Origin of the sequence: Mucilaginibacter pineti (assembly GCF_900101875.1) — a bacterium.
Lineage (GTDB): Bacteria > Bacteroidota > Bacteroidia > Sphingobacteriales > Sphingobacteriaceae > Mucilaginibacter > Mucilaginibacter pineti.
Genome location: NZ_FNAI01000008.1, coordinates 126,274 through 139,768 on the forward strand (window position 1 = coordinate 126,274; position 13,495 = coordinate 139,768).

Annotated in this window: 11 protein-coding genes; 2 read left to right on the forward strand and 9 right to left on the reverse strand. The window is 41.5% G+C overall.

Going from position 1 to position 13,495, the window contains the following annotated elements:
* Positions 1-11: 11 nt before the first annotated feature.
* The 9 genes from BLS59_RS17585 to BLS59_RS17625 all read right to left on the reverse strand — a co-directional run bounded on the left by BLS59_RS17585 (position 12) and on the right by BLS59_RS17625 (position 11,313).
* On the reverse strand, positions 12-1,403 hold the full coding sequence (locus BLS59_RS17585; protein ID WP_091151013.1) for a RagB/SusD family nutrient uptake outer membrane protein: 1,392 nt from the start codon (positions 1,401-1,403) through the stop codon (positions 12-14).
* Between the two features lie 9 nt (positions 1,404-1,412).
* A complete protein-coding gene (locus BLS59_RS17590) occupies positions 1,413-4,841 on the reverse strand; it encodes a SusC/RagA family TonB-linked outer membrane protein (RefSeq protein ID WP_091151015.1) in 3,429 nt (1,142 codons plus the stop codon).
* Between the two features lie 68 nt (positions 4,842-4,909).
* Positions 4,910-6,052, reverse strand: coding sequence for a FecR family protein (locus BLS59_RS17595; RefSeq protein ID WP_091151017.1), 1,143 nt, complete (start codon positions 6,050-6,052; stop codon positions 4,910-4,912).
* Positions 6,053-6,152: 100 nt separating this feature from the next.
* Positions 6,153-6,758: an RNA polymerase sigma-70 factor gene (locus BLS59_RS17600; RefSeq protein ID WP_091151019.1), complete on the reverse strand. Its 606-nt coding sequence runs from the start codon at positions 6,756-6,758 to the stop codon at positions 6,153-6,155.
* Positions 6,759-6,862: 104 nt separating this feature from the next.
* Entirely contained in the window at positions 6,863-8,818 is a 1,956-nt protein-coding gene (gene mobC / locus BLS59_RS17605) for a conjugal transfer protein MobC (protein WP_091151021.1), read from the reverse strand.
* Positions 8,819-8,829: 11 nt separating this feature from the next.
* Positions 8,830-10,104, reverse strand: coding sequence for a relaxase/mobilization nuclease domain-containing protein (locus BLS59_RS17610; RefSeq protein WP_091151023.1), 1,275 nt, complete (start codon positions 10,102-10,104; stop codon positions 8,830-8,832).
* Entirely contained in the window at positions 10,089-10,496 is a 408-nt protein-coding gene (gene mobC, locus BLS59_RS17615) for a plasmid mobilization relaxosome protein MobC (RefSeq protein WP_091151026.1), read from the reverse strand. Before mobC (BLS59_RS17615) ends, BLS59_RS17610 begins: the two co-directional genes overlap by 16 nt.
* Positions 10,497-10,669: 173 nt before the next feature.
* Positions 10,670-10,984 carry a hypothetical protein gene (locus BLS59_RS17620; RefSeq protein ID WP_091151028.1) on the reverse strand — a complete coding sequence of 105 codons (315 nt, stop codon included), beginning with the start codon at positions 10,982-10,984 and terminating at the stop codon, positions 10,670-10,672.
* On the reverse strand, positions 10,984-11,313 hold the full coding sequence (locus BLS59_RS17625) for a helix-turn-helix domain-containing protein (protein WP_091151029.1): 330 nt from the start codon (positions 11,311-11,313) through the stop codon (positions 10,984-10,986). Before BLS59_RS17625 ends, BLS59_RS17620 begins: the two co-directional genes overlap by 1 nt.
* A 193-nt stretch (positions 11,314-11,506) precedes the next feature.
* Between BLS59_RS17625 and BLS59_RS17630 the strand changes: the two genes are divergently transcribed.
* Together BLS59_RS17630 and BLS59_RS17635 are read left to right on the forward strand one after the other, a co-directional pair.
* The gene (locus BLS59_RS17630) at positions 11,507-12,124 is read left to right on the forward strand and encodes an RNA polymerase sigma-70 factor (RefSeq protein WP_091151031.1); all 618 of its coding nucleotides are present in this window, start codon (positions 11,507-11,509) and stop codon (positions 12,122-12,124) included.
* Positions 12,125-12,211: 87 nt separating this feature from the next.
* The gene (locus tag BLS59_RS17635; protein WP_091151033.1) at positions 12,212-13,390 is read left to right on the forward strand and encodes a FecR family protein; all 1,179 of its coding nucleotides are present in this window, start codon (positions 12,212-12,214) and stop codon (positions 13,388-13,390) included.
* Positions 13,391-13,495: the final 105 nt, after the last annotated feature.

The window sequence follows — 13,495 nt, forward strand, 5'->3', positions numbered from 1 at the left end:
GTCGTCGTGGTTTATTGATATCCTGGATTTTGGCTTAACGCCTTATTTGTTCTAATTGCAGAGATTGGTAGTGGGAAAAGCGTGCTATTTATATCAAAATTTGGTTTGATAGGTTTCAAAACCTGTAACGCTTCGTTTTTTCTTTTCAAGTCAAACCAACGGTTTCCATTTTCAGCAAATAATTCGACTCGTCTTTCCCGCGCTATGGCCGTAAGTAAATCAGCCTTACTGATAGCAGGATTGGTATTGGCAATTAGCGATAAACCGGCTCGTTGACGTAAAACATCTAAATCAGCTATTGCTGATGTTAAATTTCCTTGTTGGGCTTTTGCTTCTGCGTTCATTAAATACACTTCTGCTAATCGAAAGTACACTTCACCCTCTGAATCACCCCTTCCTCTTGTCTTATACTTATACGGATATGTATATATCTGAATCGGGCTTAAGTTTTGCACGTTTGTCCAATTAATGTACCTTTTATCACCAGATTCAAAAGCGCCAATTAAATTGGATGTTAGAACGTAGGGTGGAACGACTTTTTTTGAAGATGGCAGCAGATTATAGGCCTGGGTGGTTGTATAGAACATGTTGTTTGGAGCGATTTGCCAAATCGCTTCTGCGCTGCCCGTTAAAAATACATTATTTAGATTTTGCAAAATTTGGTACTTACCAGATGAAATAATTTCGGAAGCCTGTTTTTGTGATCCTGGCCAGTCGTTCTTTAGTAGGTATACTTTTGCTAATAATGCTTGGGCTGCATACCTATTGGCCCTTCCAACGACAATGTCTGAAGTCATCAAAGAAGAGGCAGTGTTCAAGTCTGCAACAATTTGATCAAATATCTTTGTAGTCGGAGTTCTGGACATGCTTGCATTTAATTCATAAGAAGTTGTTGTCTCAAGCGGGACATCTCCAAAAAACTGGGTAAGATTGAAATATAAATATGACCTGATTAGTAGCGCTTCACCTAATAATTGATTTTTGGTAGACAGTGTAAGACTATTAGATTTATTAAACCCTTCTGCGCAAGAATTTGCCATATATATACAGAAGTATGCCTTATCCCAAAGCGTTGTCAAAATTCCGTTGCTGGATAGAATATTATTGCTTTCTACTTGAATTATTTCGTTGTCTGTATCAGTAAAATGTAATTCATCAGATGAAAGGCCATTGTATATAGTGGGCCCCGAAGAGATTACGATTGGGGAAAATATCCCAGATATATTTGCGTATAGACCGTTTAGAGCTGCCTCAGCGTTTGCATTAGAAGTAAAAACAGCATTGCCTGTTATTGTATCTTTTGGTGGATCAACGTCTACTATTTTTTTACAAGAAGTATAAAGCGCTCCTAATGTGCCTAGGTATAAAATAAGCAGCGTTTGAGATTTTATATATTTTTTCATGATCAATAATTAATATTGTAAGTGGATACCAAGAACAAGAGTCGTAAAAAGTGGAGGTACGTTATAATTATGAGTTTCTGGATCTCCACCTTTATAGGAACTGATGGTTAACAAATTTTGTCCCTCAAAATATATTTTGCAACTTTTAAAGTGAAACCTCTCCAAAATACTTGGGTTCAATGAATACGAAAAGGATACGTTTCTTAATTTAATGTAGGATGCGTCAGCGGTTAAAGCTAAATCGGACTCTTGTAAATCGTTAACATTTTGACTTGGCAATGTACTGTAACGCTGATAGGTCTTACCTACATCGCCAGGATTTTGCCACCTGTCAAACACGTAGCTCAATTGATTAGTTAGTGTACCGGGCTGGTAATTTCCTTGTATAGCCCCAATAAAACTATTCTGGATTTGCTTTTTAAAATCGAAGAGGAAGCTTAAATTAAATCTTTTATAAGTAATATTATTACTTAAACCACCGTAAAATTTGGGGTCAGTCGTTCCAAGCACCTGGTAATCATCGACACTTATTGAACCGTCCCCGTTTGCATCTTGTAATTTATAAAGTCCAGTCGTCGGGTCTATGCCTAAATTTTTATATCCCAATATTACATTCACAGGCTGACCTATTTTAAATAGGTTAGTGTAACCAGATGACTCAAAATCGGGAAAACTCTTTAGTTTGTTTTTAGGGATACTTACATTGGCTGATATTACCCACGAAAATGCTTTCGTTTTAAAAGGCACGCCACTAAGTTCAAGTTCCGTTCCTGTGTTTTCAATTGTCGCTGGGAAGTTTCGTAAAATAGTGCCGAATCCGGTTTGAGTAGGAAGATTGTAAGGAATCAGTTGGTTAGATGAGGTGTTTTGGTAATAAGTTATGGAGGATGTGAGTTTGTTGTCAAAAAAGCCTAATTCAAGAGCAACTTCCGTTTTTTTGTCGCGCTCCCAAACGAAGTCAGGGTTATATAATCCTGATGGAACTAACGAGGTAGAGTTGTTATAAGGAAAGGGATACGCCGCCCAATTCTCCAAGTAATTATAATTACCAATCTGATCGTTACCAGACACACCAAAACTGCCTCTCAATTTTCCGTAAGTAAGAAAAGCCAATTTATCCTTAAAGATATTTTCATTACTAAATATCCAGGCTGCGCCGACAGATCCAAAATTATTAAATCTGCGCTCCGGGCTGAAACGACTGCTGCCATCCCTTCTGCCAGTGAGGTTTATAATGTACTTTTCTCTGAAATTGAAATTCATTCTACCGTAAAATCCTGCATATTTATAGTCACTATAGTTAGACGTTGCGAGGCTAATATATGGTGCGGCGCTCAGTGAACCGAGAAGGGCATCACTTGTATACCCGCCTCCTTTTATATAATTTCCTTTATTAACAATATTGTTGTACGTTCCACCAACTATAACATCCACTTTACCCCAGCTAAAAGACTTACCATATTCTATTTGTGGCTCTATTATTATACTGGTATATTTGCTATTCGTCCACGTAGCTTCACCCGTTGCGGAGGGATTGGTTACTGGATTTTGCGCTGTAATAGGCGCAGCTTGAGCTTCGTCAGAGATTAAAGCATTATAACCGAAACTTGTTCGCATCTCTAATCCAGGAAGTATTTTATAACCAATTTGGAAATTGCTTATCAGATTATTAGTGGTAATCTGATATTTATTTAAAAAATTTGCCATTGGGTTATCAAAAGGAACCCCGTTTTGTTGCCACACTAATTGCCCTGAAGCATCTTCAAGTGCAGGTAAATTTGGCGGCAAGTTTAAAAAAACACCAAAAGATGGGCTAAATGAGTTATTAGCATCGATTGTATAATTCGTCGAAAGACTATAATTAAACTTGCCGTCAAGGGATCTATGAGTAATAGCCACGCTACCCCCGCCTTTTTTTTCGGCAACATCTGTAGGCAGAACTGTGTTTTGGTAATTATATATACCGCTGATCAGATATTGTGTCTGTTGATCACCACCCGTTAAACTTGCATTTACATTGGTATTTTTAGCAGTTCCTCCCAATAGCCATTTTTGCCAATTCGTATATCTATTCTGATCCCATACAGTAAGATCTGGCGCGTACCCTGGATCACCAGGGATATTACTAGGTGTTAATCCATCGTTTTTAAATGCCTCTTTTCGCATCTCCAAATATTGGCTTGTACTCATCATTGGCACAAAATGTGTTACGGAACTCATGCCTGAGTAAACATCAGCGCTAAATGTAGTTTTACCAGCCTTTCCTTTTTTGGTCGTGATAAGTACAACGCCGTTTGCACCACGACTACCGTAAATTGCAGTAGCATCAGCATCCTTTAAAATTTCTATACTTTCAATATCCTGTAAGTTGACATTATTAAAGGGGCTTATCCCTGCCCCTGAATTTACGACACCTGTCAGTGAAAACTTAGGCGACTGCCCGCCTTGAGCGGCAAATCCCCCCAACAAGCCAACTCGGTCATTACCGTTGGCAAATGGAACACCGTCAATTATAAATAATGGATCTGAGCCATTAAAAAGCGAACCTACCCCCCTCAACTGGAGTTTGACTGCAGCGCCGGGCAAACCATTAGAAGGAGTGACTATTAGTCCCGGAATCCTGCCCTGTAAAGCCAAAAGAGGATTACTAACTGGCTGTTTTTCAATATCACTAGCATTGAGTACGCCAACAGACCCGGTTGATAACTCTTTCTTTTCGGTATAATAACCTTTATTGATTACAACTTCTTTTAAATTACTAATATTGGCTTTTAGGGAAATAGTAAGATTTTTTTCAGCTTTCACTTCCTGGGTTTCGAAACCAATGTAGGATATAACTAAAATTGAACCGTCGGGAATATTAGTTAAAATGAAACTCCCATTTTTATTTGTACTAGTGGATTCGTTTGTGCCTTTTACTTGAATTGTGGCACCAATAAGGGGCTGGCTACTTTCGTCTAAAACCTTTCCATGAATATCCATCGGTAGCGTAAACACCGTTTTGATTTTGTCCAAAGTTGATGCCTCCTTTTTTGAAACAACAATCGACTTATCCTCAATCGAATATTCCAAAGGTTGCCCATCAAAAATCTTGTTTAAAACAGTTTTAAGATCAGCATCTTTAACCTGAATAGTGATCGGCTTGGCACCTTTGAGCATGTTTCCTGAAAATAAAAAGTCATACCCACTTTGCTCACTGATCTTTATAAAGACCTTTGATAACGTAGTATTTCGTTCAGACAGGGAAATCTTCTGCGCTATGGCAGTTGCGCTCACCTGCATGATACCGATCAGAATTAAGAAAGTGGTCAGCTTCATAATCAATAGTATTTTATGGACCTGCCTGTGAAGCACGCCCGTTTTATGCGTATAATTTTTATACATTTGTTTGATTGGATTAAATAGTTTAAAATTAAGTTCACTGCTTAGATTGAACATGATCCTGTTACCGGCCAGTTGTGTACCACCACATCTGGCCTTTTTTATCTGATCATGATTTAAATGCGTTACATACTCACCATGATCCTCCTTCCTTCGAAAGTTAACTGAACATCGGATGATTTAACTATTTTTAATACCTGACTTATATTTCTGAAACGGGAGATACGTCCTGTAAATGTATCTTTGGAAATCGGGCCTACAAATTCCACGTCCACATCATACCAGCGCGAAATTTGCCGCATTAAGGTTTGAATGTCCGTATCTACGAAGTGGAAATAACCGTTTTTCCAGGCAACTGCTTCTTTCACGTCAGCATCTGTAACCACGAATCGATTTTTATTGAAAACAGACTGCTCGCCAGGTTTAATTAAAATCCGTTGATCCGATGATGATAAGGCAACAGAACCCTCTAATAAAGTAGTTTTGGTACTTGCCTCATTTTCATATGCATTAATATTAAAATGGGTACCCAATACTTCCACCATTTGATCTTTAGATTTGACCCTAAACGGTTTTGCTGCATTATGAGCCACCTGAAAATACACTTCTCCGGTTATCTCCACTTCCCGATTCTTGCCCGTAAAGGCAGCCGGATAAGTAATAGATGATGCTGCATTTAACCAGACGTCAGTTCCATCAGCAAGCGTTAGATGATATTGCCCGCCTCTTGGTGTAGACATGGTGTTGATCGCGATTGAAGCTTCGCCAGCTCCTGAACCATACACCACCTTACCATCAGCTGTTTTATTGATAACCGTATTGCCCTGTTTGGCAAGCTGACCATTCTTTGCATCGGTCAAAATAATCCTTCGACCACCTGATAAGGTAAGTATTGCTTTGTTACTGCCAGGCGCAAAATCTTCTTTCATTGCAGCAACCGACTGAACTGCGGGCGACGGATTGTCAAAAGCAAAGTATAATCCGGCAGAAAGAAATACAAGTATTGAAGCAGCTACTGCAACCCGTCGCCATAGTACTATACGCGATCTGCTGGATTTGTTAAATCCAAGTTCTTGTTCGATATGCTGATAGATGGTATCTTTCAACGCGCGTTCACTGGTAGCTAAATTTTCCGGGACGTGAAAGGTTCTTTCTGCCTGACGGCTATACCAGGTATCAAAGTCAAGTCGCTCTGCTTCTGTGGCAGTGCCTTGTTTAATCTTGATTGTTAGTTCTTCGATCTGTTCCCTGGTCAATTCTTTTTTCATTAAGGTATCTTTTACCCTAATAGTCAAGAAAATTTGATCTTATACCTAGTCGATCCCCAGAAATAATTAAGAAAAATGTAAAAAAAATTTAAAGGAGGCTTTAGAATAGCCTGTGCAGGGATTCGCCTAGTATAAATAGAGCTTTAGGAGTGCTGAGGTTTGTGCTAAGATCCTTGATGGCTTTGGTCAAATGGTTATTAACTGTTTTTTCAGAGATATTCAATTCTTCAGCAATTTGCCGATGTGTTTTGTTTTCCTCACGGCTCATTCTAAAAACCAGTTGGCATTTTTCCGGCAACAGATTCACCGATCTTTCCAAAGACGCAAAAAGTTCTTTTTCTAAAAGTTCTGTTTCTGCCGACGGACTATAAATTTCTATTTCATCCAGCGCTACATTTGTTTTACGATGACGCTTGTAGTAGGCACTGTTTAAAATGTTGATTACCCGGTATTTTACCGCAACGGCTAGGTAGGTATAAAGTGAATATTTTAGTTCCAGTGTTTGCCTGCGGCTCCATAAGCTACAAAAAATATCTTGAACACATTCTTTTGCTTCTTCTGCTGAATTAAGCGCATTAGCAGCCTGTAAAAATATTTTGTCCCAGTACCGGTCGTACAACTCAGAAAAAGCAGCGCGGTCGTCTTCCAGCCGGATCAAATCCAGTAAAATATCATCTGTCCAGGAAGCTGCGCTGTATTTTCCCATTTTGCAATTGCAATATAGCAATTCGGGAACAAAGTTGTGTAATTGCCAGGGATTTACACCTTTAATTACTGTTATCTAATTCTGGCATTTGCATTAAGATCATGTTAAGCCGCCTCTTTATCTATATTGCTGTCACCGCCCAATTCTGCAATTAATATTTCCTGAATATCCTGTTTGATCTGCAAATAGTTTGCATAAATGGTTTCCTGATCCACTTCTCTGACCTGTGGCAACGACTGAAAACCTGCTTCCTCGGTTTTTATTGCGTCATGGTCATTCACGATCTCTGCATGGAACATTTTTAAACCGATCTTTTGGTCAGGGTTATCGGCAACAATACCCACAAATTCACCCGAGGATAGCGAGGCAATCCTGCTGGCGGGAATCGCCGAATCCAGTTGAGAAGAAGTGCTCACAGAAGTGTCGGAGCTATTGACACTCCTAGATTGTTTTTCCTGCAAGATCCTTCCGAACATTTCCGACAGCTTTTTTGCGCTGTCGCCGGAAACCTGGCCACTGATGATATTACCTGATACACCGGCAATAATATTCGCCTGCTCCACACCATATTCTTTTTTTAATTGTTCTATGCTTTGTATGCCAATCGTACAACTGACCAAATTACTCCGGGCTGTGGTGATAGTTGGCACGAGGTCTGCCACCAGTGTCGGGTATTCATCGAAAACCAGGCTGCATTTCAGTTTGCCTTTTTGATTGACGAGTTTTAAAATGCGGTTGATATAGAGCGAAAGTACCGCGCCATAAGTTTGCAGCTTTTGGGGGTTATTTCCCAGGCAAACGATTTTGGGAGCCAATGGATTGTTGATGTCCAAAGTGAAATCATTACCGCTAAGCACGTAGTACAGCTTTGGAGAAACCAATCTTGCCAAATTGATCTTGGTATTGCCAATCTGACCTTCGAGCTGATCCCATGCTTCATTCCTCCAGGCGGAAACAAAAGGATTGATCAATGCTTCGATCTCGGGTTCCTGCTGTAATAAGGCAAACAAATCCTGGTAGTCTGTTAAGATCAGCTCAATCGCATGCGGCAGGGTGCAGTATTTACCGTCCTTATATCTGCGCAAAAACCAGATCACCGCCGTTACAAAATTGATACTCGATTCCACAAAGAAATCACCCTGCTTTTTTAGCCACTCGCGGTTAAGCCCCAGCATAACCGTTCTGGAGGATTCTGCCGCATCGGATATTTCCTGCATGCTTTCGGGATCAAGCGGGTTACAGCGGTGCATGAGGTCATCAAAATTAATCACGTAAAATGCGGGCTTGACGGTATAATTGCCTGCGTACTGCAACAGTTTATTGTAAGCCAGCGTGGTCAGGTCGCTGTATTTAAAATCATAGACCAGCATGGCAAAGCCCTTTTTTAAATGCTGATCAATTACATGCCGGATATAGAAGTAGGTTTTACCGGCACCGGCAGAACCTGAAAGTAATGTGCTCCTGAAGGGATTGATGTTATTCAGCCAGCCGTTCCTGACCTTGCCTTTTAACTGGTAGCGGGTGGGAAGGTTGATGCTGTATTCATTTTCTAGCAGCCGTTCTTCCTGCGGAAAGGTTTCGTTGTGGTGGTTAAAGATGTCTTTATTCAGGTTCAGCCGGATCAGCCTGGTAAGCAGGCTGCCACCGGACAGGGTTAACAAATAGCCCAGTGAAGTGAAACCCATATAAGCTGAGGCGATTACCTTGCTTTCACCTTTCAGGTAAAGCAAGATCCCGCTTCCCCAAAACAACAACAAGCCACTTAACAGGTAAATGATGATGGTAGATTTTAACAGCTTGTCATCTTTACGGCCTTTTACGCCCAATAAGGAAATGCCGAGTAATAGCAGCACCGCACCTTTAGTATATAGGGATGAGTTGAACAGAGCTGTCTTACCAAATGTCATTACTACCCGGTCTATAAGCGGCTGCGTCAATTGCCACTGTTTAAAAGCCCCGTAACATAGCATATAAAAATGGATCGCTAAGATGGCTAAGCTTAACAGCCTGGTCATGTCGATGATCTTGCGTAGTCCCTGTATATCTTCTCCTGTTTGCATAATTTTTGATTTTAACTGATGCGCATTCGTTTGCGCTTTTTACTTTTTTTCTTTAAGCCAATTGGTACCTGGCTGAACTCGTTGCCTGGTTTTAATAGTGCTTCCAACAGGTTTTCTTTCGGATGGGCATTGCTTTGTGCAAGAGCAGGACTAAATTTCTGTGCAGCTTTATGTCCTGCTGGCCTAATTGGCGTAGTTTTTTGTTTCGGTGTCTCTTTGATTTGCAGACCAGTGATCTTCAATCGTTCCTGTATTCCTTTAATACTATAGGCTTTACCCAGTTCGCTGCCATTCATAACCACCCGGTGCTTGTGGTCGGTAAAGGTTACCCCGTAAACCTGACCGTCTTTGTTGGTACGGTATAACACGGAAATGCCATCGGGTTTCAATGCCTTTCCAAGCGCCTGTAAGTCGTTTGGTTTGCTATTGACCGCCTTGTCTATGCTTAATTTTAAAGCGGCTTTATAGCGCAGCTTAAGCGCTTTGTTCTGCTCAAACTTCTTTTCCAGTTTAGCAAGCGTAGGACTGCCATAGATGGCGCTCGCTTTTACCGAAGCGCCAAGATATTTTCCCTGCTGATCGATGGCCAGGTAAACCAGGCCATTCCCTTTGAACATGCGGGTGGTTTCGCCGCCCCGGCTGGCGGTAACGCCAAAATCACGCAATGCCGCATTGTATTCGGCGAGAGAGCTGAACTTATATGTTTGCATGACCGCGCTGACAATATTGGTCATTGCCCTTTTGGTTTCTGATTTACCGTAGACCAGTTGTTCCGGTTTTAAACCGATGATCTGGTTAAAGGCTTCTTTTTGTTTGCGGCTTTCTGCCTGTACCAAGCCATATTCAATTTCTATTTCCTTGCGGGCGGTTTCCGACTGGTTCCTGCCGATATTATGAATGTCAATGCGGCTGCCATCTTCCTTAATATTGGTTGTCGCGATATGGATGTGCGGGTGCGCCGCATCCTCATGCTGATAGACCAGGTAGGGCTGGTCACCGAAACCGATCTTTTGCATGTAGACGGCCGCTAATTCGTTGAGCCTTTCTTTGCTGAATTTTTCGCTGGTATCAAAGTTTAAGGAAATGTGCAGGGCATTGGTACTAACGGCGCTGTTCTTTTCCATCAGCTTTTCAAAACGATGCAGCTTATGAAAAAAATTCAGGTCTTCCGGTTCCATGCCGTAACGGCTGGCACCGATGCACAGGGCTTTGCCTTCGGCAACTTTTTGCTCATTGTACATCAGGATGCCCCGAATACTTTTACCGCTTTTTATCTTTGCAACCATTTTTTAGCGAGCTGGGAAATAAGGGATAAAAGCACGCCTATCTTTGGTTCAATCTGATTAAACAGTTCGGCCACTTTTCCGGCATGGGTATTTTTTTCGTCGTCTGTTTTAGTGGCGTTGAGGTAGCGGGTGACCTGGTTGATATTGATGCCGATCCTACGGATTTCTTCCTTGATAGTTACCAGGTTTTCCATTGGTGCATCCATCGATGCGTCCTTATGAAAGTAGATCACTTCCTGACGGGAAAGGATGCGGCGCACGACTTCTCCGACCGTTCGGCAGTCGCTGTTCGCCCTGATTTTGTCCAGCTTTTTCCAGGCGTCTTCGGTGACCCTGAAAATGACCGGGTGCGTCAATATTTCTTCCTGCTGCGCTGCTTTTTTTCTGCCCATGTCGTTGTTATTATTTTCTGATCAGGTGCAAGTTTCGCAGCACCTGAATGCTAACCATAATGTATCGGAATGGAGGTGCAGGCGGCGTTTTCGTATACGAAAATACATCTAGCTATTTCCAAGAAACGGGAAATGCGTCTCCGAAGGTCGCCGCGCTGAACTCCTTTAATGCGTCAAATAATTGAATGATATTTTGATAATCTTGCCTGTCGTTTCAGGTGCTGCCGGTGGTCAAAAATCCAGTCGGCGGCCAGCACTTTCCAGTTGCGGATGTCGGCACCTGTGACGGTTTTCCATCGCTCGTTTTGGTAGTGCCGGTAAAATCTGTCAGCCTGTTCTGAGCAGCCTTGCTGGTCGAAATAAATAGCGACAAATTCCGGCTCAGGTGGCATAGAATATCCAAATCCAAATTGTTCCGCCTGGGATTTTACCTGCTTTGTTTTGGCGGATGTAGTCAACCGTTCCAGCCTTCGTTTTGCCCGTCTCATTACGCCACTCTCAGGTGTGTTTTATGCTGGCCGGATTCCATGAGCTGCATGATCTCCTGGTAGTCGTAATAGGTGATACCCCCGAGTTTTGTAAAAGGTATCGTGCCATTGTCCCGGAGGTATTGCAGCTTCCCCGCGGAGATGTCAAGCATCTTACGAACCTCGTGAGATTTGAGCCATTTCTTTGCGGGTTCTATGACACGCTGCTGCATCAGGATGGCGATGTCTTTTAGTAATGCCTCCTTAAATTCGATCAGATCGCCTTGGGTAAGTAGCTGATCGCGCTGGATGGTAGGTCTTTGTTGCTGGTTGTCTTTGAATGCTGTCATAATGGTATTTGTTTATGACAGCAAAGGTGGTGCGTCGTGCAAAGGAATGTACCCAAGTATAACCGAGTAGGATTTGACAAATGCGTTTTATACCACATTTAGCTATGAAAGATGGGATTGTATCGAATAATATTTACATTCGGCAGGATAATTCGTAAATTTATTTGGGAACTATATTAGAAAACAAGTATTCATGCATCCAGATGGTCTTATTCTAAAATTTGATAAAAATGCCTCTTCAGACCAGGCCGGGAAAGATATGGATGTGGTTGCCGGTGAAAAGGCCGTCATGAGCTTAAAGGAGTTCGAGCAGCTTTTTCACAAAAACCAGCAGTTTCTTTGCATGATTGCAGAAAAGATTGTTCGCGATGACGTAGTTGCCGAAGATTTGGTACAAGATTTTTTCATTAAGTTTTGGGAGTCTAAAGATCGTTTGCGGTACAAATTTTTTGAGGGCTTTGCCTACCGAAGTGTCAAAAATGCCAGCATTGATTATTTGAGAAGACAGCAGACCGCTGAGAAGCAATTGGCTTCAATGGCTGAACTGGAAAATTTAGCACTGGCGGACGAGGAAATCCCGGCACAGGATGCACGGATCAAAAGGATCTTAGAACTGCTAGATGCGCTTCCGGCTGAACGCAGGAGAATTTTTGAGTTGCACGTGCTGGATAACCGTTCCTATAAGGAGATTGCTGATGAACTCGGTATTTCCGTTAATACCGTTAAGACGCAGCTCAGGCGTGCTTACCTCACTTTACGTGAAAAGGCAATATTGGTATTGATTTTAAGCAGCTTGACAAAATTTTTGTAGCTGATATACAGACCATTACAAAATACTTCATCTTAAGCTAACAATTCTGTCACCCTAATTTAACACGTTTTGCGTCTTGGGGGTGATATGAATGAAAAGAATAAATCTATTGACTGGGACAAGCTGCTGGAAAGTTTACAGCAAGCCCAGCAGGAGGAAAAAAACTTAACGACCGCAGAACTGGAACTGTTGGACAAATTGAAGGCTATTAAGTCCGAATCTTTCGACCTGCTCAGTGGCTATAAAGATTATCACAGGCAGCAGCGCTGGCTGGAGTTAAAAGCCCATATTGCTGACGCTGAAAAACATGCTGACGAAAATACTCATACGGCAAGACCCCGCAGATTATGGATACGCATTGCTGCCGCTGCTTCTATCATACTTGTATCAGGCATAGGCTTTTATTTCTATCAGGGTTCTAAAACTCTAACAATTGATCAGGTGCAGCAACTGGCCAGTGATGTTGCTCCTGGTAAACAGGGTGCTACACTGACACTTGCAAACGGTAAGAAAATAAGATTAACTGAAGCCGCCAACGGTAAACTTGCCAGTCAATCTGGTGTAACCATCACAAAATCTGCCAACGGTCAATTGATCTACCAAATTGAAAACAGCAATGCAAACGAAAATCAGGTTAATACCCTTTCTACTACAAGTGGGGAAACTTATCAGGTACGTTTACCTGACGGTTCAGACGTTTGGTTAAATTCTGCATCCAGCCTAACCTATAAGGCTAGTCTTAATGAACAGGGAAAACGAATCGTAAACCTTACCGGTGAAGCCTATTTTCAGGTAGCTAAGGATAAAGCACATCCATTTATTGTTAAGACAAATAAGCAAGAGATTGAAGTTTTGGGAACACACTTCAATGTTAACAGCTACAACGATGAACCTGCGGTAGCTACAACTTTAGTAGAAGGATCAGTAAAAGTAACTTCAGGTAATAGCAAACAGACCATTAAACCCGGAGAACAGGCTAAAAGTAATGGCGGCGACATTAAAGTCAATGAAGTAGATATTGAAAATGTAACGGACTGGAAAGAGGGTGACTTTTACCTTAATCACGTCAATTTTAAAACAGCGATGCGCAAAATAGCCCGCTGGTATAATGTGGAAATAATCTATGACGCGTCAGTGCCTGCTGATATTGAATCAGGAGGATGGATTTCAAGAAATAACAAACTATCAGCCGTATTGGAATCAATTGAAACATCAGGTCTGGTACATTTCAAAGTTGAAGGCAATAAAATTTACGTATCAAAATAAACAAATCATCTCCTATGCATACCTCAATTAACAAAAGTATTCACCTAAAAACCATCAGGAAGATGATAAGATATTTACGACGATAAAGGATTGATAAAAAACAAA